The sequence below is a fragment of the Hyphomonas sp. KY3 genome (assembly GCF_017309975.1).
GTDB lineage: Bacteria > Pseudomonadota > Alphaproteobacteria > Caulobacterales > Hyphomonadaceae > Hyphomonas.
Genome location: NZ_CP022271.1, coordinates 869,148 through 890,325 on the forward strand (window position 1 = coordinate 869,148; position 21,178 = coordinate 890,325).

21 protein-coding genes are annotated in these 21,178 nt (G+C 59.3%); 17 read left to right on the plus strand and 4 right to left on the minus strand.

Features of this window, described 5'->3' with window-relative positions:
- The first annotated feature begins 5 nt into the window (after positions 1 to 5).
- From CFA77_RS04455 to CFA77_RS04490, 9 genes are all read left to right on the plus strand, one after another.
- Positions 6 to 1,310, plus strand: a complete 1,305-nt coding sequence (locus tag CFA77_RS04455) for a hypothetical protein (protein ID WP_206992434.1) — start codon at positions 6 to 8, stop codon at positions 1,308 to 1,310.
- A 42-nt stretch (positions 1,311 to 1,352) separates the two neighbouring features.
- Positions 1,353 to 1,781 (plus strand): MAPEG family protein, encoded by a 429-nt coding sequence (locus CFA77_RS04460; protein ID WP_206992435.1) that lies wholly within the window; start codon positions 1,353 to 1,355, stop codon positions 1,779 to 1,781.
- A 60-nt stretch (positions 1,782 to 1,841) separates the two neighbouring features.
- The gene (prfA, locus tag CFA77_RS04465) at positions 1,842 to 2,915 is read left to right on the plus strand and encodes a peptide chain release factor 1 (RefSeq protein ID WP_206992436.1); all 1,074 of its coding nucleotides are present in this window, start codon (positions 1,842 to 1,844) and stop codon (positions 2,913 to 2,915) included.
- A 28-nt stretch (positions 2,916 to 2,943) separates the two neighbouring features.
- Complete coding sequence (gene prmC / locus CFA77_RS04470; protein WP_256434987.1) at positions 2,944 to 3,777, plus strand: peptide chain release factor N(5)-glutamine methyltransferase; 834 nt, start codon at positions 2,944 to 2,946, stop codon at positions 3,775 to 3,777.
- A gap of 196 nt (positions 3,778 to 3,973) precedes the next feature.
- Positions 3,974 to 4,657: a DUF4167 domain-containing protein gene (locus tag CFA77_RS04475; RefSeq protein WP_206992438.1), complete on the plus strand. Its 684-nt coding sequence runs from the start codon at positions 3,974 to 3,976 to the stop codon at positions 4,655 to 4,657.
- Between the two features lie 196 nt (positions 4,658 to 4,853).
- The gene (gene clpB / locus CFA77_RS04480) at positions 4,854 to 7,475 is read left to right on the plus strand and encodes an ATP-dependent chaperone ClpB (protein WP_206992439.1); all 2,622 of its coding nucleotides are present in this window, start codon (positions 4,854 to 4,856) and stop codon (positions 7,473 to 7,475) included.
- Positions 7,476 to 7,530: 55 nt separating this feature from the next.
- A complete protein-coding gene (locus CFA77_RS04485; RefSeq protein WP_206992440.1) occupies positions 7,531 to 7,692 on the plus strand; it encodes a hypothetical protein in 162 nt (53 codons plus the stop codon).
- 12 nt (positions 7,693 to 7,704) lie between these two features.
- Positions 7,705 to 7,839: a hypothetical protein gene (locus CFA77_RS17195; RefSeq protein WP_256434957.1), complete on the plus strand. Its 135-nt coding sequence runs from the start codon at positions 7,705 to 7,707 to the stop codon at positions 7,837 to 7,839.
- Positions 7,840 to 7,860: 21 nt separating this feature from the next.
- Positions 7,861 to 9,495 carry a S9 family peptidase gene (locus CFA77_RS04490; protein ID WP_206992441.1) on the plus strand — a complete coding sequence of 545 codons (1,635 nt, stop codon included), beginning with the start codon at positions 7,861 to 7,863 and terminating at the stop codon, positions 9,493 to 9,495.
- A gap of 42 nt (positions 9,496 to 9,537) precedes the next feature.
- On the opposite strand, the gene CFA77_RS04495 is transcribed toward CFA77_RS04490, so the two are convergent.
- Positions 9,538 to 10,920 (minus strand): M23 family metallopeptidase, encoded by a 1,383-nt coding sequence (locus CFA77_RS04495; protein WP_206992442.1) that lies wholly within the window; start codon positions 10,918 to 10,920, stop codon positions 9,538 to 9,540.
- Between the two features lie 179 nt (positions 10,921 to 11,099).
- Here CFA77_RS04495 and CFA77_RS04500 point away from each other — a divergent pair, with 179 nt between their 5' ends.
- The 8 genes from CFA77_RS04500 to mnmA all read left to right on the plus strand — a co-directional run bounded on the left by CFA77_RS04500 (position 11,100) and on the right by mnmA (position 18,729).
- Positions 11,100 to 14,435, plus strand: coding sequence for a YdbH domain-containing protein (locus tag CFA77_RS04500; RefSeq protein WP_206992443.1), 3,336 nt, complete (start codon positions 11,100 to 11,102; stop codon positions 14,433 to 14,435).
- A 76-nt stretch (positions 14,436 to 14,511) separates the two neighbouring features.
- Complete coding sequence (locus CFA77_RS04505; protein ID WP_051607597.1) at positions 14,512 to 14,703, plus strand: YnbE family lipoprotein; 192 nt, start codon at positions 14,512 to 14,514, stop codon at positions 14,701 to 14,703.
- Positions 14,704 to 14,725: 22 nt separating this feature from the next.
- A complete protein-coding gene (locus CFA77_RS04510) occupies positions 14,726 to 15,076 on the plus strand; it encodes a YdbL family protein (RefSeq protein ID WP_242517487.1) in 351 nt (116 codons plus the stop codon).
- A 36-nt stretch (positions 15,077 to 15,112) separates the two neighbouring features.
- Positions 15,113 to 15,373, plus strand: a complete 261-nt coding sequence (locus CFA77_RS04515) for a hypothetical protein (protein WP_051607596.1) — start codon at positions 15,113 to 15,115, stop codon at positions 15,371 to 15,373.
- An 82-nt stretch (positions 15,374 to 15,455) separates the two neighbouring features.
- On the plus strand, positions 15,456 to 16,097 hold the full coding sequence (locus CFA77_RS04520) for a histidine phosphotransferase family protein (protein ID WP_206992444.1): 642 nt from the start codon (positions 15,456 to 15,458) through the stop codon (positions 16,095 to 16,097).
- A gap of 87 nt (positions 16,098 to 16,184) precedes the next feature.
- Positions 16,185 to 16,550 carry a PleD family two-component system response regulator gene (locus CFA77_RS04525; RefSeq protein WP_034812625.1) on the plus strand — a complete coding sequence of 122 codons (366 nt, stop codon included), beginning with the start codon at positions 16,185 to 16,187 and terminating at the stop codon, positions 16,548 to 16,550.
- A 68-nt stretch (positions 16,551 to 16,618) separates the two neighbouring features.
- The gene (locus CFA77_RS04530) at positions 16,619 to 17,461 is read left to right on the plus strand and encodes a protein-glutamate O-methyltransferase CheR (protein ID WP_206992445.1); all 843 of its coding nucleotides are present in this window, start codon (positions 16,619 to 16,621) and stop codon (positions 17,459 to 17,461) included.
- An 83-nt stretch (positions 17,462 to 17,544) separates the two neighbouring features.
- The gene (gene mnmA, locus CFA77_RS04535) at positions 17,545 to 18,729 is read left to right on the plus strand and encodes a tRNA 2-thiouridine(34) synthase MnmA (RefSeq protein WP_034812624.1); all 1,185 of its coding nucleotides are present in this window, start codon (positions 17,545 to 17,547) and stop codon (positions 18,727 to 18,729) included.
- Here the strand turns inward: mnmA and CFA77_RS04540 are convergent.
- The 3 genes from CFA77_RS04540 to greA are packed head-to-tail and all read right to left on the minus strand — an operon-like array spanning position 18,726 to position 21,153.
- Positions 18,726 to 19,568 (minus strand): DMT family transporter, encoded by an 843-nt coding sequence (locus tag CFA77_RS04540; RefSeq protein ID WP_206992446.1) that lies wholly within the window; start codon positions 19,566 to 19,568, stop codon positions 18,726 to 18,728. The two genes, mnmA and CFA77_RS04540, sit on opposite strands and share 4 nt — an antisense overlap.
- A 31-nt stretch (positions 19,569 to 19,599) precedes the next feature.
- Positions 19,600 to 20,679: a mitochondrial fission ELM1 family protein gene (locus CFA77_RS04545; protein ID WP_206992447.1), complete on the minus strand. Its 1,080-nt coding sequence runs from the start codon at positions 20,677 to 20,679 to the stop codon at positions 19,600 to 19,602.
- Entirely contained in the window at positions 20,680 to 21,153 is a 474-nt protein-coding gene (gene greA, locus CFA77_RS04550; protein ID WP_206992448.1) for a transcription elongation factor GreA, read from the minus strand.
- Between the last annotated feature and the right edge of the window lie 25 nt (positions 21,154 to 21,178).

Genomic DNA, 21,178 nt, shown 5'->3' on the forward strand with positions numbered 1-21,178 from the left:
GGTCCATGCTCAACGTGTTTCGTGCCCTTGTCTGGTTTCTTGTCCGCGTGCCGCTCTTGTTGCTCATTTTTGTGACCGCGCTGATCATGAGCAGCTGCACCATGCTGGGCCTGAATTATGCGAGCCTGGAGACGGCCAACAAGCCTGTGCCCCAGCCTGAACTTAATGTGGCGGCGATTGTAAATGAGCCAGCTTACCGATCAGACGTTATGCAGGGCTTTGAGGACGTTCTCTACGGGCCATGGCCGGAAGGACTGCCGATCGAATGGGGTGAGCCACGTCTGGTCGATGCCAATTTGCTTGGCGGAAAAGGACGGCTTGAAGAGATACCTGTCACGATCGGTGAAGGTGAGGGTGCGAGCCAATTCTGGTTGGCTGTAGCCACTCCCGCCGGGGATGGGCCATTCCCGCTTGTGATCAGCCAGACCTTTTCTTCCAACTGCGCGGCCTTTCCCGGTTACCCGGTCACCGCGACCGACGGAACGATCTGCGAGGGCAGCGAGATGGAGGGTACATTCGGCTTCATCGCGACCCAGATCTTCGGCACATATATCGCCAAAGTGCCGCTCGACCGCTTCATGGATTCGGGCATTGCCTATGCGAGTTTCTATGGGTCGGATTTTGTGCCGGATCGCCGCACTGAAGCGCCGGGCGTGATGGCCAATCTGGGCGGGCCGATCAATCCAACCAGCACGTTGATGGCTTGGGCCTACGGGTATTCGGCCGCTATGGACGCGTTGGAGGGACGCGAAGCGATCGATTCCGACGCGATAGTGCTGTTCGGGCATTCGCGGTTCGGCAAGGCTGCGCTGATCGCGGGCGCCTGGGACCGGCGGACTGACGGGGTCATTGCGCACCAGGCCGGGTTCGCTGGCGCATCGCTCTCGCGTTCGGAAACAGGTGAAGGATTGAAGCGTATGGCAGAATCCTACCCGCACTGGCTGGCGCCTGAGATACGGGATTGGCTGGATCGGCTGGACGAATTGCCGGTGGATCAGCACCAATTGCTGGGCCTGTTGGCGCCAACCCCCGTCTTGCTAGGCAACGGACGCCGCGATGTCTGGTCCGATCCGAATTCCTCCTTTCGCGCAGCCCTTTCGGCCTCAGACGTTTATGAAGCGGCTGGTGAGCCGGGATTGCCAGCGGGCGGCATGAAGCAGGATTTCGTTCCAGAGGCGGGGATTGCGTGGTGGCTGAGGCCGGGCGGGCACAGCATTGTATCGGAAGACATCGACACGTTCATTGCTTTCGTTCACGCACAGTTTCCTGAAGCCTCTCGGACGCAAAGTGCTGTTCATGCTGCAGAATAGTGCCTAAGTTCCCCTCAATTAAAAAAGCTGTGGGAGGCCAAAATGCCAATCAATGTCGAATTTCTCCATCCTGTTCTTGCGCTTATCGTATGGACGCTGATCCTCTGGTTGTGGATGTACGCGACGCGTATCCCCGCCATGCAGAAGGCTCAGATAAACCCGGACGACGCCCGTCATCCAGGCACCTATGGCGATAAACTGCCGGCGAATGTCCGGTCTGTGGCGGACAATTACAATCACCTCCATGAACAGCCGACCATTTTCTATGCCCTGATGTTCTTTGCGGCCTTGACCGGTGGTGGGGACCATCTCGCGACGCTGATTGCCTGGATTTATGTCGGCCTGCGCGTTCTGCATTCCTTCGTCCAGATCCTGTCGCCGAAAGTGGTTTTGCGGTTTACGTGTTTCGCGCTCGCCTCGATCACGCTGATCGTGCTGGCCGGTAAGGAAGTGATCCGCATCCTCCTCTGACTTAGGCAATCACAGCCGAAGGGACTTATCAGGTGGCCAAAAGCGCTCTAAAGGGCGCGGATGGCTACTCTTTCCCTTTCCCGGCTCCAGCAGGTTGTTGATCGTTTCGAACAGGTCGAGGCGCGCATGGGCGCGACGACCGAAACTGATGAAATCATCGCCCTGTCCAAGGAGCATTCCGAACTGAAACCCGTGGTCGACAAGGCGCGGGAAGTGATGACAGCGCGCAAGGGCCTGGAGGAGGCGCAGGCACTGGCATCCTCTGGCGATGCCGAAATGGCTGAACTGGCTCAGATGGAAATCGAGGACATCAAGGACCGCCTGCCGGACCTGGAGCAGGAGATGCAGGTCCTGCTATTGCCGAAGGATGTCGATGACGCGGCCAATATCGTGCTGGAGGTTCGCGCCGGAACGGGCGGGGACGAGGCCGCCCTGTTCGCAGGCGACCTCTACCGCATGTACACACGCTACGCGCAGACGATGGGATGGAAAGTCGAAGTGGTCGACGCGTCCGAAGGCGATGCCGGCGGCTATAAGGAAATCGTCGCCAATATTGCTGGCGACGGCGTGTTCGGTCACATGAAGTGGGAAAGCGGTGTGCACCGCGTCCAGCGTGTGCCAGCGACCGAAACGCAGGGACGCATTCATACGTCGGCCGCGACTGTGGCTGTTTTGCCTGCGCCCGAGAATGTCGAGATCGAAGTCAAACCCGAAGACATCCGTATCGACACAATGCGGTCTTCCGGTGCGGGCGGCCAGCACGTCAATACAACGGACTCCGCGGTGCGTATCACCCATCTTGCGACCGGTATCATGGTGACGAGTTCGGAAAAGTCCCAACACGTGAACCGCGAGAAGGCGATGGAACAGCTGAAGATTCGCCTCTACGAGAAAGAGCGCTCCGAGCGCGATGCTGAACGCGCCGAGGCGCGCGCCAGCCAGATCGGCACGGGCGACCGCAGCCAGAAGGTGCGGACCTATAATTACCCGGAAAACCGGGTCACGGATCACCGTATTGGCCTGACACTGTATTCGCTCGACAAGATCATCACGGGCGACAAGCTGAACGATGTTGTCGAAGCGCTGATTACGGAAGACCGGGCGCGCAAGCTGGCCGCGATGGAGGCGAACTAAGCTGCCTGCGAAGACATATGACACTTTACTGGCAGAAGGCGCGGCGCAGTTGCGCAAAGCCGGCATTGATACATCGCGGCTTGAAGCGCGGTGGTTGCTGGCCCATGCGGCTGGCTGTCAGTCCTCAGACCTTATAGCGCGAGGGGGAGGCAATGTTTCAGATGAAATCAATTCTGCATATTCCAACAGTATTTTACGCCGCGCCGCCCGCGAGCCTCTGCAACACATCATTGGCTCGACGGAGTTTTTCGGTCTTGAATTCCTGAGCGATGGGCGCGCATTGATTCCACGCCCGGACAGCGAAATTTTGGTTGAGGCGGCCCTTGCGCGCATCCCTGACAATGCACCTGTCTTCATTGCTGATCTTGGAACGGGGAGTGGGTGCCTGTTGTCCGCAATCCTCGCAAATCGACCGCTGGCGACCGGGGAGGGCGTCGAGGCAAGCCAGGATGCAGCGGAACTGGCGGAGGAAAACCTGTCCCGGCTCGGCCTTTCGGATCGCGCATCGATCCATAACGGCCCATGGTCCGATTGGCAGAAATGGGGTGCAGCGGACCTGATCATTTCCAATCCGCCCTATATTGTCAGCGCGGAAATGGCAGGCCTCATGCCTGAAGTTCGTGACCATGATCCGGCGGCAGCGCTTGATGGCGGCCCGGATGGCCTGAATGCCTATCGGGAAATCGTTGGCCTTGCAGCGGGTCGGATGAAGCCCGGCGGCTGGCTCGTATTCGAGATCGGGTATGACCAGAGACTATCCGTCGGCGCCTTGCTGGAAACGGCCGGATTTGAAGCCATCACCTGTCTGAAGGATTTAGGCGGAAATGACCGGGCCATTGCCGCGCAACACCCTGTTGTGTAATACTTACATTTCTTCTTGGCGTATTGGGAAAGTCACGCTAGAAGATTCTCGTGAGACGGCGACCACACACGGTGTAATTGCATGTCCCCCTCACAAGACTCGCGCAAATCAAGGGCTGGGGCCACTTTATCCAGAAGGCCAATTGCGCTGGGAATTGCCTGAAAACTGATCAGGCGCATGAAACGGGAAGATCTGCATGAAACGTTCACGCGGGCGCAATCGTCGCTCAGGCGGTAACAACCAGAACAGCCACAACAATCCGAATCGTCACTATGAAAGCGTCGGTCCGGATGTGAAGATTCGTGGCTCTGCACAGCAGGTTCTGGACAAATACCAACAATATGCCCGTGACGCCCAGACCAGCGGCGACCGGATCCTGTCTGAGGCGTATTACCAGTTTGCCGAACACTATCAGCGCATCGTGGCCAAGCAGGCGGAAGCGAAAGAACGCTCCCAGCAGAATCGCAATCAGAATCGCGACAATCGCCGCGATGATCGCGATAGCAATGACAACAATGACAACAGCAATGCCGATGACGACAATTCGTCCAAGCAGGAAGCCGAAGTCGAATCGCGCAACAAGAACCGCAACGAGGATGACCGTTCCGATCAGGACTCTGACTCATCCAGCGATGCGAAATCCAACCAGGACGACGCGTCAGAAAATTCAGACAAGTCCGATGATGGCGATGACAAGGCTGACAAGCCCCGTCCGCGCAGTCGCCGCAAGCCTTACGCCAAGCGCGAAAAGGCCGATGATGCGCCAGAAGCTGAAACCGATGGAGTGCTGAAAACCGTCTCCCGTGGTCGCCGTAAAGCTGCGCCGAAGGGGGATGATGGTGCCCAGCCCGAAGAGGCTTCCGCCGAAACCACCGACTGATTGCAAGTCGTCAAACCGATTTGAAGCGCCCGGCTGCATCTTGCAGGCCGGGCTTTTTCTTGCGCGTATCGTGACGGTGCGGGCGGTTGCAAACCCATCAAGGCTTCCCACATCAGGAAAGAACCGGATACCGGCTGCCGCTGAGCGGGGCCATTGTCCACCAACTTCCATGATCTGCCTTTCAAAGGGGATGTAGATGAATATTGAACAATACACAGAGCGCGCTCGCGCGATCATTCAGGGTGCACAGACCGCTGCCTTGGCAAATGGCCATCAGGTTCTGACGCCTGCCCATGTCCTGAAGACCATGCTGGAAGACCGCGACCAACTCGCGGTGAACCTGATCCGTGCAAGCGGGGGGCGTCCGGAACTGGTTGCGCAAGGCATCGACACGGCGCTTGGCAAACTGCCCAAGGTGCAAGGCGCAAGCTCTGGCCTGCGTCTCGAGCAGGCAGGAGCCCAGCTGTTCCAGGCTGCCGAAGCGGACGCAAAGAAAGCTGGCGACAGTTTTGTCACCGTTGAACGCCTGTTGCTGGCAATCGCCAGTCTGAAGGGTGATCCGGCTTCTGACGTGCTGGCCAATGCGGGCGTGACCTCATCTGGCCTCGAAGGCGCCATTGCCGAACTCCGTCAGGGTCGCACCGCTGACAGTGAAAATGCCGAAGAAGGCTATGAAGCCCTGAAAAAATACGCCCGCGACCTGACCAAGGATGCGCGGGAAGGCAAGCTCGACCCGGTTATCGGGCGCGACGAAGAAATCCGCCGTGCGATCCAGGTCCTGTCTCGCCGGTCGAAGAACAACCCTGTCCTGATTGGTGAGCCCGGTGTGGGTAAAACGGCAATCGCCGAAGGACTCGCGCTGCGCATTGTTAATGGCGACGTACCAGAAAGCCTGAAAGGCAAACGCCTGCTTGCGCTCGACATGGGCGCACTGATTGCGGGGGCAAAGTTCCGCGGTGAATTCGAGGAACGCCTGAAGGCCGTGCTGAATGAAGTTCAGCAGGCGGAAGGGGGCGTTGTCCTGTTCATTGATGAGATGCACACGCTGGTTGGTGCGGGCAAGGGTGATGGCGCAATGGACGCCTCAAACCTCCTCAAGCCTGCCTTGGCGCGTGGCGAACTGCACTGTATCGGTGCGACGACTTTGGACGAGTATCGCAAACATGTTGAAGGTGACCCCGCCCTCGCACGACGGTTCATGGCCGTTTTCGTGGATGAGCCAACCGTTGCGGATACGATTTCTATTCTCCGTGGCCTGAAGGGCCGTTACGAGGCGCACCATGGTATCCGCGTGTCGGACGCCGCGATTGTTTCTGCCGCCAATTTGTCGAACCGGTATATCACTGACCGGTTCCTGCCGGACAAGGCCATCGACCTTATGGACGAGGCCTCTGCGCGCTTGCGCATGCAGGTCGATTCCAAGCCCGAAGAACTCGACGAGATCGATCGCCGCCTCCTGCAATTGCGGATCGAGGCCGAGGCTCTGAAGAAAGAAAAGGATGCTGCTTCGGTGGATCGCCTCAAGACAATCGAGAGCGAGATTACGGATCTGCAGACAAAGTCTGATGAGCTGACGGCGACATGGTCGGCCGAGAAGAACAAGTTGAAGGGCGCTGCCTCCGCGAAAGAACAGCTCGACCGGGCCTATGCCGACATGGCGGAAGCCCAGCGCCAAGGCGACCTGACCAAGGCGTCTGAGTTGAAGTTCGCGACAATCCCGCAGCTGGAAAAGCTCATTGCGGAAGTCGAAGGCAGCGAGGATGATCAGGGAGACGGTGGACTCGTCTCCGAAGTCGTCCGCCCAGAGCATATTGCTGCCGTGGTCTCGAAGTGGACAGGCATTCCCGTCGACAAGATGATGGAGGGCGAGCGCGAGAAGCTGCTCAAGATGGAAGACGATTTGCGCAAGCGGGTCGTGGGTCAGGATGCTGCGCTGGAGGCCGTCTCCAATGCTGTTCGCCGTGCACGCGCTGGCTTGCAGGATCCGAACCGTCCCATTGGCTCTTTCCTGTTCGTCGGTCCGACGGGCGTCGGCAAGACCGAGCTGACCAAGGCACTGGCCGAGTTCATGTTTGACGATGATACCGCGATCCTTCGGCTCGACATGTCGGAATTTTCCGAGAAGCATTCCGTCGCCCGTTTGATTGGAGCGCCTCCGGGCTATGTCGGTTATGATGAAGGGGGTGTGCTGACGGAGTCAGTGCGGCGCAGGCCCTACCAGGTGATCTTGTTCGATGAGGTCGAGAAAGCCCATCCGGACCTTTTCAATACGTTGTTGCAGGTCCTCGATGATGGGCGCCTGACCGATGGCCAGGGCCGTACGGTCGACTTCAAGAACACGATCATCATCATGACGTCGAACCTCGGCGCAGACGCGCTGGCGAGCGGCGAAGAGGGAGAGGTGTCGGAGGCAGCCAAAGAGTCCGTCATGGGCGCTATCCGCATGCATTTCCGACCCGAATTCATCAACCGGATCGACGAGATCGTCTTCTTCAAGCGGCTGGGCCGCGGCGAGATCGACCATATCGTCGATATCCAGATGGAGCGCCTGGAAGCGCTGCTGAAGGATCGGAAGATGACGCTGCAGTTGAGCCTCGATGCTCGCAACTGGCTGGCCGCGCGGGGCTATGACCCGGTCTATGGGGCAAGGCCACTCAAGCGTGTCATCCAGAAGGAATTGCAAGATCCTCTGGCCCGCCTCCTGCTGGAAGGCCGCATCCATGATGGCGAGACCATCGAGATTGGGGTCGAAGGCGACCAGCTGTCCATCAATGGCGTCCCGAACGGGTTCGCCAAAGGTGCTGCAGCCCTGAACTAAAGGTTGATCGACCGAGAATTTTATGATGGCCTTTCTGTCACTCAGGGAGGCCATCTTGCATTTGAAAATGATATTGACCGCGCTCGCGGTGACACTGGCGGCCGCGTGCCAGAGTGCGCGCGCGGACATGAACGAGATCGCGGAACTCTATGGTCGTGCGGACGGAATTGCTGAGCCGCAGCTTTCTCCTCAAGGCACGAAACTGGCCATTGAATGAGCCCCGCAGGGCTTGCCGTCGCTGTGTGTGTTCGACCTGACCGGGGCCACGGAGTCTGCTCTGATCGGCCTCGACTCCACGTATCGCCTGAAAGATTTTTTCTGGGTAGATGAAGCGCGCCTGATCTTTCGTTTCGGTATGTTCTAGCGCCTGCAGACTCAGAGCGGAATGCAGGAATTCGAGGCGTGGCGGGCCGTTTCGTATGATGTGAACTCTGGCGAATCCACCGTACTCATGAACGACACGCGGGGCATGGTGGACACGTCGAACATCGTGTCTCTGCTGCCCCAGGATGAGGGCAAGGTCCTGATCATGGGATGGATTTACGATAGTGGTGCGACTTCGGGTACGATCATGCCGACGAAATCCAACAAGGGCTGGATGCCCCGTACATTTGCGGTCAATCTGAAGAACGGAAAGACCCGGAAAGCTGAAACGTTCCCCAAACACACAGATCAGGTCGTTTTCGACCAGTATGGTCGAGAGGTTGCCCGTTTGCGTCGCGACATCAATCTCGGGACGTCGACCGTTTATCGCGGGCGGGATGAAATCTACTTCGAAGATGATGTGAATGTTCGTAATCTGCGCCTGATCGCGCTCGAAGAAAGCGTTGGAGACCTGATCGTCTGGATCGACAGGGGTGAGAACCGCGGCCTGAATTACATGTCGCTGCGCGACGGATCGATGTCTCCCGTCATGATCGGAGACAAGCGGGCCGGGGCCGCCGCGACGATCATCGATCCCTATACGGGCACATTGGTTGGGGTCGAATATGGTGGGGAATGGGATGAGCAGGTTTTCCTCGTGCCGGAACTGGATGCTGCGCAGTCCGCCATCGAGGCGGCCATGCCGGGCAAGCATGTTACGATCACTTCCTGGACGGCCGACCGCAAGAAAGTCTCTGTCGCCCTGGCGGAGGCCGGGCGGCCGGCAGACTATTTCGTCTATGACTCTGCCGCCGGCACGATGGGGAGCATCGGCAGCGCCGGATCACATCTGGTGAACCGCCCTGTTGGAAATGTCGTTTCGATTTCGTATGAGGCCCGCGATGGCCGCACCATTCAGGGTTTCGTCACCTTGCCGCCCGGCAAGACGTCGGATAATGGCCCGTTTCCGCTGGTCGTCCTGCCGCATGGCGGCCCGGTGGCCCATGACACGGCCGAGTTCGACTGGTGGTCCGGCGCCTATGCCGAGGCAGGCTATGCCGTATTGCGCCCGAACTATCGCGGCTCGACCGGTTCGACTTCGGAGCATCGCTTCGCCGGATATGGCGAGTATGGCGGCAAGATGGTCGACGACGTGATCGACGGTGCGGCATGGGCCATCGCGCAGGGCATTGCCAAGCCGGACGGTTATTGCATCGCTGGCGGCAGCTATGGCGGTTATTCGGCCCTGATGGTGGCCGCGCGGGATTCCGGACGGGTGAAATGTGCTATCTCGGTGAACGGAGTGACGGATCCGATCCTGCGCCTGTCGGAATACACACCCGACAGCGATGCTTACAATGACTATGAATTGATGCTCGGGTCAGGCCGGTTTTCAGACGATGCCAGCCGCGCGGCCATCATGCCGGTCCGTCAGGCCGGGGCAATGTCGGCGCCGATCCTGATCATGCATGGCCGCGAAGACACGCGCGTGCCCTTCCGGCAGTTCACGCGGATGCGCGAAGCTACCGGAAACCGCCCGAACTTCACCTTTGTGGAGATGGAAGGCGAGGATCATTTCCTGCAGTCCACGTACGCACGTTCGGATGTGTTGAATCGGACGCTTACATTTCTGGAGGCGCATCACCCAGTGCAATAGCCGCAGGATACGCGGAGCCTCGGGAGCTCCGCGACATTCCTTTTACGGAGAGGGTGGATTGGTCAGCGAGCCGGTGCCTGCCATGAGCTGGGCGCCCTGGGCTGTGCGGATCGCGTCGATCTCGGCCTTGCGGGCTTCGAATTCGGCAAGCATGTCCGGCGTCTCAGCCAGCTTGCGGCCGGTCGGCAGTTTCAGGCGCATCGCGTTGACTGGCTTGCCCTTGATGTAGACTTCGTAGTGCAGGTGCGGTCCGGTTGAGGCACCGGTCGAGCCGACATAGCCAATCACGTCGCCTTGGCGGACCCGCTTGCCAGCGCGCACGCCTGGTCCGTAGCGGGACATGTGGGCGTAGGCGGTCTTGTAATTATTGGCGTGCTTGATGCGGACATAATTGCCATAGCCGCCATAGCGGCTGGCGCGCTCGACCGTGCCATTGCCCGCTGCATAGATCGGCGTGCCGGACGGTGCGGCGAAATCAGTGCCCTTGTGCAGGCGCGTATAGCCAGAGATCGGATGGCGCCGATTGCCGAAGGAGGATGACAGACGCGCGCCATTGATCGGAGTCTTCATCAGGAATTTCGTGGCGCTTTCGCCATTCTCGTCGAAATAGTCAGCTACGCCGTCATCGCTGGGTGTGAAGCGATAGAAGCCGCGTGTCAGGGCCCGGCCATTCAGCTTGGCGAACACCAGATCGCCATTCTTGACCGGTGTGCCACGTTCATCGACCTGGGTCTCGTAGACCATTTCGAAGGTATCGCCCGGATGGATCTCGCGCTGGAAATCCACGTCATAGGCAAACGCGCTGGCAAAATCGACAACCTGCTGGTCGCCGGCGCCCAGCTTGCGGGCGGCTTCATAGATTGAGGTTTCAATTGGGGCTGCAACGCGGTGATAAGTTGGGCTGAGGCGGGCTTTCAGCTCGCTGGCTGTCCAGCCGCTCTCGGCTGAGCGCGTGATGAAAAGATTGCGTTCGGCGTCCGCCTTGATGTTGAGCGCGGTCAATTGACCATTGGTAATGAAGGCGTCGGCCTTGACCCCGGGGCGAAGGCGCCGCGGATCGAGGAATTCCTTTTCGTAAATCGTGTGCAGCGCAGCGGCAGCATCGGATGGCTCGGCCCCAAGGCGCGTAACGAGTTCCGTCAGCGTTTCGCGGCTTTTCAGCGTGCCGCTTACGCGGTTTGGAATGCCAAGGCCGGGCTCGAATTCGGTTGCAGACAAGAGTGTTGTGGCGAGGGGCGGCGGGGCCGGCGATGCATGGGCGGCGCCCATTCCGACCGGCTCATTGGATGGACCGACCGTTACAAGGCCCAGAATGGCCGAAACCGATCCCAACAGACCCAATACGACCAGACTCTTCACGCCATGCGAGACCGTTCGGCCCGGCTCGGCAGTGTTCGTTTCGACTGTTTTCACGTCATGCACCATGGCGCGATCTCCCTCACTCCAGTGCCACCCAGCACCTCTGTCTCTGAAGACTGTGAATGTCAGAAGGACCTTTTATACCGTTTACACGTTAAGAAACGACATTCTTGCTCAATTTGGCCTTCTTGCTTTCCTACAAATCCTAGTAGCCAATCAAAGCAAGAAGCAAGCCGGAACCGTCAGTGAATACGCCACATTACAAAGATTTAGAGGTTGAAGGCTCGAAGGCGGGCACGCGCCGCCTGAATTGGGGGCGTTGGCTGCTGGTCGCGATCCTGACCCTGATCCTGCTTTTTGGTGCACTCGGCTGGCTCGGTCGCAAATACATTGCCCAACAGGCATTGGCGCAGTGGTGCCATGACCAGTCCCTGACTTGCGAGGCTGATTTCAAGCGCCTTGGGCCTGGTGGCGCGGTGATTACCGGGGTGCGCATCAAATCCGGCGACGAGACGCCCTTCGTGGCAGACGAAGTAACTGCAGACATATCCTGGAAGGGGCTGGTGCCGTCTCTCGGTGCCGTATCGGTTATTGCGCCGGAATTGCACGGCACGTTGGATGATCGTGGTATTCGCTTTCATGGGCTTGAAAATCTGGGCGGGTCTGGCGGGGACAGTGGCAGCCCGCTGCCTCCAGTGAAGATTACCAAGGGCCGCGTCTTGCTGGCCACAAGCGCCGGCGACATCGGGGCATCGGTCGATCTGGAAGGCGAATTTCCCGAATCCGGCACATTGCAGATGGTACTCGACCCGGTGTCCCTGTCCGGTCCGGACGGCACGCTGGTCTGGTCGGAGGGGCGAGTCGATGTCACCGCCAGCGACGGCCAGCTGGTAGGCGAGGCGTTTCTGGATCTTGCCGAGGCCGATATACGCGGCGTTCAGGCGCGAAACGTTCAACTCGACGCGTTGCTGAATTCCCCCCTAGACGGAGCCGGTGACACACAAATTGTCTGGGACGGACATGTCGCCAGCGCCTCCTGGAGCGGATATGAAATTTCCAATGCATCGAGTAGGGGGCGTGCCATTTTGGATCGTCTGCCATCCTTTGAGATCGACTCGATTTTGAATGCGCTGGTTGAGGCCTCTGCCGAGACAGATGCGTCGAAAGTTTCCGGCAGCGCATTTGCCGGTCGCGACATGCAATTGGAGTTCGATCTTGCGGGCGAAGCGGGGCACGTCATCGGCCCTGTACTGGCTTCTGCAAGCGACCTGGACGTTCCTCAGGGCCGCACGCAACGTGCGTCGATCCGGGCAAACTTGGACAGGACGGTCGCGGACGGCATCGGCTTCAAGGCCGATGTATCGACGTCCGGGACATCGTTGACTGCCGCGACATCTGACCAGTTGCTCGACTTGGTCAATCTGCCCGACATGTTCGCGGCCCATGAAGCTAGTCTCACGAGCGCGCTGCGTCGAGCGCTAACGGCCTTCAATGCGTCGGTTACGGTCGAGGCTCAGCACAAGGCGGACGGATGGGCCATTTCGGCGGATGGGTCGGCGCAGCTCAACGCACAATCAGGGCTGGCGGCAGACATCTTGCCTGGCGCTAACGGAAAATGGCTCTCTTGGATGGGCCGTGATCGATCGGTAGCAGGTCAGCTCTCTTTGAAAGGCGGCGGTTTGCCAGCCCTTACGGCAGACCTTCAGGTCCAGATGTCCGAAATGGGCCTGTCGCATTTCAACGCGACGGATCTGAAACTGTCCTCCTGGTCGGCAGGTGGCAGGACTCTCTCAGCGGATTTGAAACGGATTGACTATCAACGCGTCGGCGAAGGGGAGATAGCGCTTGAGACATCTGGCAAGATCGGCGTCGTCGGTAATGTGTCCGGCTTTGATCTCGACTCTTCCAGCCTGTCCGGTCAGTTGCTGGTGTCGTCCGACAAGGCGGGGTGGCGGATATTCACTCCGGACCGGTCCTGCCTGTCCTTGGACAGCCAGGGCTTGCGTTTCGGATCGGTCAGCCTCGGGGCTTTCCGCACGCCGATATGCCCGGAGGGGAGAGATTTCATCTCACCGGGCGCCGGATTTGCCGGGGCCACGAAACTCGGAGACTTGGTGGTTCCGGTCGCTTTCTCATCGAATGCCGGGACGGTCAGCTTCACAAATGCACAGATTGACTGGACGGGCGGAAAGACTGCGAGCGTCTCGGCGGTGTCAGACTCTGTCTCATTGGCCCTTGGCATCGGTGAGGAGACGCTCAGCATTGATGGCGACGGACTGAGGCTGGGCATTGCCACCCGTCTGAACGCCGCGCCCGCTCTGTCGGCGCGACTGGGGGCAACCAAGTTCAACGGAACGCTTGTGCCCGCCAATGTCAGCTCCAGCGATTTCCGCTTCGACGGCACTACGGGCGAGGGTGGTGTGAAGGGGAGTATGAGCGCCGACGGTGTGATGATCCGCGACTATCGCGATGACCCCCTCTACCAGCCGCTGACAGCAGACCTGGACGCAACTCTGAGCGGTGCCGATTTCAGCATGTCCGGGCCTTTGCGGCTTGCGTCAAACGGCATCACCGTTGCGGACACACTGCTTCGCCTCGACGTGACGAAGCTGAGTGGCATGGCGGCGCTGGAGAGCCGTGACCTGCAATTCGAGCCCGGTGCCCTGCAGCCTTGGCGCCTGTCAGACCGTTTGCAGGGCGTTTTCACGGATGCGCGCGGCGGTCTTGCTGCGGCGGCGCGGTTTGACATTGTTGGAGGCAAGATCGAAGGGACAGGGGAAGTCTCGGTTTCCGAATTCGGTTTTCAGACGACACGGCTTGGCCGGGTGCAGGGGGTCAACGGCACCGTCGCCTTTCGCGAATTGCTGGCCCTGACCACCGAGCCAGGACAGACCATCCTCGTCGAGCGTCTCAACCCCGGCGTACCGCTGGAGAATGGCCAAATCACGTTTCAGCTGGTCGAGGGTACGCAGTTCAAAGTCGAGTCGGCTGCATTCCCCTTCGCCGGGGGGACACTGGCATTGCCGCCCTTTGTCTGGTCGCTTGGCGGCGAGCAACAGAACATTGAAGTTACGGCAGAAGCAATCGAACTCGCGAAACTGGTCGAGGTTTTGAAACTGCCCGACACACGAGCGACCGGCACTGTGTCCGGCAGCTTTCCAATCGACATTGACGGCACAGATATTCTGGTCCGCGATGCTCGGTTGAGAGCCGATGCGGAGGGGGGCTATATTTCCTATCTGGGCACGGCTGCGGACTCTGCTGGCGCAGCAGACGAAAACGCAAAAATGGCCTTTGAAGCGCTGAAGGATTTCGATTTCACGGTCCTTGAGCTTGGCCTTGACGGCAACGTCCGCGATCGGATGACCATTTCTCTCATTCTGGAGGGCAAGAGCCGGAAGGGGATCGCGTATGGTGACGGAAATCAGGTGCTGACGGGGCAACCCTTCCTGTTCAACATCACGGTTAACTCGGCACTCGGCGAACTCTTGCGCAACACTCAATACTATACGAGCCAGAAGGGGCTGACCAACGCCGTTGTCGAGCAGGTGAAAGCAAAACGACTGGATGAATCTGAATAGGACACAACCGCCAACTTCATTGACGTTAAGGTGGCGTGTGTCATGTTCCCCATTGAACCCTGAGGAGCGAATCCTGATGAATTATTCCAAAGCCTTGCTGGCTGGCGCGGGCATTGCGGCACTGGTCGCCTGCACGCCGACCGTCCGCATCGAACCGTCCGACAAGCCGATCAAGATCGACTTGAATGTCAATATTACCCAGGAAGTCCGCGTGATCCTCGACAAGGAAGTCGAAGACCTGATCGCGGACAATCCAGACTTGTTCTAAACTCGCGAAATCTGGAGACGAGATGATGAAATCCCTTCGCACTTTTTTCGCTGCCCTGGCCTTGGCCTTCGGCCTTGCCGCGATGTCGCCAGCCGCCTTTGCGGGTGATCCCGCCATTGATGCTGCCATTGAGGCGGGTGAGGTCGGCGAACGCATTGACGGTCGCCTTGGCGTTATCGGGTCGGCTGACCCGTCGCTCATTCGCAAGGTTCAGGAGATCAACAACAAGCGCGCCGCCAAATATGCGGAAGTCGCTACTGAAACCGGCACGACGGTCGCTGAAGTCGCCCGCATCACCGGCGAAAAGCAGATTTCCAAACTGCGCCCTGGCCAATGGTACATGGATGCCAGCGGCAGCTGGAAGCAGAAATAGCTTGTTTCCAGCGCCGTCAGGCGTAGGTGATCAGACATGTCACGCAAGCTGATCTTCTGGATTGTAGCCAGTTTCGTGCTCCTGGGGCTGATGCTCTGGGGCATTTCGCTGTTCTGGGAAAGCAATGCTGACGGGCTCTCAGGGCATGGCTGGATCGCCTATGTCCTGGGCGGCGTCATGACGCTTGGCCTGTCGATTGGCCTGTTTCTGCTCACCTTCCACAGTGCGCGCCACGGCTATGACGATATCGACCGTCCGGAAGATGCAACTGAGCAGAATGTTGAATATCGCCAATAGTTCATACAGCCTTGATTGACACGCCGGGCGGCTCACACAATCCTGCGCAAAATCTGAACTCTAGAACGGGGCTCCACTACCCATGATCGATCCTGCACGCCTATCCGCGTACATCGCATCACGCATCTGCCACGACCTTGTTTCGCCCGTATCTTCGGTCACGAATGCGCTCGATCTGTTGAACGATCCGGGTGACATGGAAATGAAGGCGCAGGCCCAGGACCTGCTGCATGATGGAGCCGAGAAGGCGGGCGCTCGGATTCAGTTTCTGCGCTACGCCTTTGGGTCGATCGGCTTGAATGCGGGCGCGGCCGACATTCATGAAGCGCGCAAGATCACCGAGAACTTCGTGGCCAGCCACCGGCCGAGTATCGAATTCGATATCCAGACCGACCATTTGAGCTTCTCGCATGTTCGGATGATGATGAACCTCGTAATGATGGGCATTGACTGTCTGCCGCGCGGCGGCGTGATTCATGTGCGCATTCGCAATGAGCAAGTGGGCCTGACGATCACTCTGACCTGCAAGGGCAATCGGGCGCGCCTGCGCCCTGACATCGCCAATGGTATCAAGGGAATCGAACCAGAGGATGGCTGGCGTCCGGAAACCATTCAGCCCTTGTTCTCGAAGATCATCTGCGATGGTCTCGGCGGCGAGTTGACCGCCAGCGAAAGCGAAGAGACGGTCATCATCATGGCAGCGGGCATTCGCGCAGAGGGATAGTGCTGGCCCGAAATTTACACTTTGGCAGGACTTTCTTAACCGGGGTCGGCCAGATTCGAGTCCGAACCGCTGCGCACAGGATACATCATGAAAACCTGTCTGATCGTTGATGACTCCCGCGTTGTCCGGAAAGTGGCGGCGCGCATTGTGCGCGACCTGAAGTTTGACGTGCTGGAAGCCGGCGATGGAGCAGACGCCATGCGCCAGTGTCGCCAGAAAATGCCCGATGCCATCCTGCTTGACTGGAATATGCCAGTCATGAACGGCTTGGACTTCCTGCGGGCCTTGCGCCGCGAAGAAGGCGGCAAACATCCGCTTGTCGTGTTCTGCTCCATTGAGAATGATGCTGAACACATAAATGAAGCGTTGAGTTCAGGCGCTGACGAGTTCATCATGAAGCCATTCGACGCCGATATTCTGGAAAGCAAATTTGCGGAAGTCGGCCTGGTCTGAAGCATTTCTTAATAAACCGAGCCCTATGGGTAAGGTTTATGGGCAGAATGTCCGATTCGGAGTGTTAGATGCAGGAAGAGGTCTTCAACGAGTTGGCTGAGCTGGCGCTGAAAGGCTCCGGTCAGGCGATTCCGAAATCCAAATCCTATCTGATTGAAGCCCGGCTTGCGGCAATCGCCCGCCGCGAGGGCTTTGGCACTATGGCGGATCTCGTCCACTGCCTGAAATCGCGCGCCAATCCGGTCTTCGCGGCCGAAGTCGCATCCGCGTTGGTGTCCAAGGACACCTGCTTCTTCCGGGACCGCGACGCCCTAAAGCGTGTTGTCGACGACGTACTGCCGAAACGGCTGAAGGCGTCCAATACGGGCCGTCTGAAAGTCTGGTGCGCCGGCGGCAGCACGGGCCAGGAAGCCTATTCCCTGGCGATCCTGCTGGAAGACGAATTGCCTGCCAGCCTGCGCGGCGCAAAGATCGATATTCTTTCGACCGATATCTGCAAGGTCTCCACCGAGACCGCTCGCGTGGCGCGCTATGGGCACTACGAGGTTCAGAAGGGGCTGTCGATCCACCGACTCGTCAAGCACTTCACCCGTCTCGAAACCGGCCAGTGGGAAGCGTCTGAAGCCTTGCGTTCGCGCGTGAGCTTTCGCCAGCACAATCTGCTCGAGCGGGCAGACGGGCTCGGAAACTTCGATGTTATCCTCTGTCGGAATGTATTGTCCGGAATGGCGCGCGCGTCCCGTACCAAGGTGATTGAAAGCGTCTCGAAACAAATGATGCCCGGCGGCATGATTCTGCTCGGTGGTGGCGAAAGTGTCATCGGCCTGACCGACAAGCTGGAGCCGGCTCGCCACTTCCGGGGCGGTTGGGTTGCTGCCGGAACGGCCAACGCTGAAGCATCTGCAGCCTGACCCCCTCGCAATTTGGCGCGTCTCGCGCTATATGCCCCCATTCCTGAAACTGCTCCGGGCCTTTAACCCGGTTGGAGTGAGACATGACTTATGAATTGCCGCCGGCCTGGGATGGCCGTGTGAACTCTCTTGGATTTGCCAAACCGCCCGCGGAAACGCGCGTCGTCGCTGCCATGTCGGGCGGAGTCGACAGCTCTGTCGTGGCCGCCATGCTGAAGGCGCAGGGCTACGACGTGATTGGCATCACGCTACAGCTTTACGATCATGGCGCTGCCATCGAGAAGAAGGGCGCCTGCTGCGCCGGGCAAGACATCCATGATGCCCGCAACGTATCCGACCAGATCGGCATTCCGCACTATGTACTCGACTACGAGTCCAAGTTCCGCGAGCAGGTGATGGAAGACTTCGCCGATACCTATCTGGCCGGTTCGACACCGATTCCGTGCATTCGCTGTAACCAGACGGTCAAGTTTTCGGACCTGTTGAAAACCGCCCGTGATCTCGGGGCAGATTGTCTTGCCACAGGGCATTACATCCGCCGCACGGATGGTGACGATGGGCCGGAGCTTCACCGTGCCGCGGATGCGAGCCGTGATCAGTCTTACTTCCTGTTCGCAACGACGGCAGAGCAGCTGGACTATCTGCGCTTTCCGCTCGGCGACCTGCCGAAGACGCAGGTGCGCGAACTGGCTGATCAGTTCAATCTGCCGGTGGCTTCCAAGCCGGACAGTCAGGACATCTGTTTCGTGCCGGAAGGCTCCTATGCCACGGTTGTGGAAAAGTTGCGTCCGGGTGCCGGACGGGGCGGAGACATTGAACATCTTGATGGTCGCGTGCTCGGTCAGCACAATGGCGTGATCCACTACACGATCGGCCAGCGCCGGGGGCTTGGGGTTGCGACGGGTGACCCGCTCTATGTGGTCAAGATCGACGCGCCCAACCGCCGGGTCATTGTTGGCCCGCGTGAAGCCTTGATGACGTCCGGCCTGTTGCTGGAAGAACTCAATTGGCTGGGCGAAGGATCGCTCCAGGCGGCTGCTGATGCAGGGGTGCCCGTGCTCGTCCGTGTGCGGTCCACGCGTCCGCCCGTGCCGGCCCGTTTGGGGTGGAGTGATGGCGTTCCCGTGATCTGGTTCGATGATCCGGAAGAGGGTGTCGCGCGTGGCCAGGCCGCCGTGCTCTACGACGCAGAAGGCAGCACGCGTATTCTGGGCGGCGGCTTTATTCTGAAGCCGATCCCGGCCGATGAGCGGGTTGTTGCTGCCTAGCGGGGCTTTCGGGCGCCGGTCACGGACAGCCCGATACCACCGAGTACAATCAGCGCGGCAATTGCAAAGCGTAGTGTCAGATCCTCGCCGAGCATCGCGATGCCGCCAAGCGCGGCGAGGATCGGGACGCTGAGTTGTGCGATGGCCGCGGTGGCTGAGGTGATACGGGGCAGGATAGCGTACCAGAGTGCATAACCGAGCCCAGACGTAACAATGCCTGACAGGCAGGCCAGCAAGACGCCTACTGGGGTCAACTCTGGCCCGATGGCGAAGAGACCTAGCAGGCTGAGCGGAGCTGCCAGCGCGAAGTTTGCTGCGGTATCCTCGGTGGCATTTTGTGCACCGCGACCGAGGAGTGAATAGATTCCCCAACCGAGCGCCGCGATGCCCATCAACGCCGCGCCCACTGGGTCGACCGGAGCGGCGTCAGTCGGCCAAAGAAACCAAGCCAGGCCACCTGCCGCCACGAGTGCACCGATCCATTTCAGGGCCGGGACGTGCTCTCTGGCCAGCAGGGCGCCAGCGAACATGGTGATTTGCACACCGCCGAACAGGACCAGCGCCCCGACGCCCGTATCGAGCGACAAGTACGCAAACGAGAAACCGAGCATGTAAGCGAGCAAGGCGGCGACGCTGACCCCCCGCTTTGTAGACAAGAGAGCCGGACGTGTCGAAGACTGTGCGAGCACGATCAGGCCGAGAATGATCGCGCCGCTGAACAGGCGGATCACTGCGAAGCTTGCTGGATCAATCAGCTCGCCCGCGAGTGCCAGCCGGTTGAGCACCGAATTGGCAGCGAAGGCGAGCATGGCGAGCAGGGTGAGTGCGAACAGCTTCATGCTGCACCGCTCCGCCACTGTCGACAAAGTATCATTCCATCCAATCCGGCGGCGCGACTTTCGACCCATCGCCGCCCATGTCTGGCTGGGGGTGGCGCTCCAGAAGCTTCTCGACGATTGCATCTGCAACGCGGTCTGCCTCACGCAATGCTGGATAGCTCCATGTTTCCAATGTGCCCCCGAACCAGCGAGCTGCGCCATGATCGATCAGGCTCTGGTGCAAGCTGTCGAATTTCTTGGAGCGACCCTCCAGACGCGCGATGTGGATTGGCAGATCATGCCAGGCCGCATCGGACAGCATGTTGGCGCTGTCCTCTGTCACGATGGCGCAATCGGAAAAGACCAACCATGCAAGATAGGGATTGTCGCCATCTTCCGGGCCGGCCCAGAATCGAGCTCCGACTTCATCCGCCATCGAACGGAACCTGGATACAATCGGCACAGGCGTGCGGCGCGATGTTGTGATCCGCAGACGCCAGCCTTGCCCCGCCAGGATGCGAAGCTGGGATTCAAGACGCTCGGCAGCAGAATCGGTAAATGTATGTGTGCGGGAGTTCCCCCCCAGAATGACGATCGCGCTCTTGTTGCGCTCGTCGGCCAGATCGGCAAAGGATTGGCCCGCATCTTCGATCAGATCAGGGGCAAAATAGGATGGCGAACCGATCGTCTGAATGACATTCGGGCCGTTTGTCTCGTCATGCGCCGGTGTGACCAGAAGGTCGAAGTTTTCTGAGGGAATCCTTGGGTCGAGGATTTGGACTGTCAGCGTTTTTCCGCCGGACAGTTCCCGCACGGCACGAGTCAGGGCAGCTGAACGACGGCCCGCAGCAATCCAGATCGTTGGCCATGGAGGGGATAGCAGGTCGCGCTGATTCTTCGGCAGGGAAGCTAGGGGAGACGGCCATTTGTCCGCAGGCAACAGGGTCCACGGCAAGCGTGGAGTCAGAGTCAGAGGTTCGGAGCGGTGCGATTCACCATTTATGTGAGCAATCTGAATCCACCGCCGCGTATCACCCAGTGCCTGCAGCACTGCGCGAACCTGAGCGGCATTGCCTGCGCGGCCGTCCGAGACCGCCCAGACGGATGGTCCGAGCGACCCCGCCTCTGCCATTTACAGGTACTCGACCTTGGCAACTTCGTAAGCGCGCGCTCCGGACGGGGCGGCCACTTCGGCTTCGTCGCCTTCTTCCTTGCCGATCATTGCACGAGCAATTGGCGAGGTGACGGAGATCTTGCCGTCCTTCACATTGGCTTCGTCTTCGCCAACGATCTTGTACGTGCTCTCTTCTTCCGTATCGACATCAATCAGAGTCACAGTCGCGCCAAAGCGCACCTTGCTGCCACCCAGCTTGGAGACGTCGATCACGTCCGCGCGGGCAAGCTTGTCATCGATCTCGGCGATGCGGCCTTCGATGAAGCTCTGCTTCTCCTTGGCAGCGTGATATTCAGCGTTTTCGGACAGATCACCATGCGCACGCGCTTCCGCGATCGCCGCGATAATATTCGGGCGCTCAACGGATTTCAGCGTCTTAAGTTCTGACTGAAGCGCAGCATGGCCTTCAGCGGTCATGGGAATGCGTTCCATCTGTGTCACCTCTATTGTTGGCGGC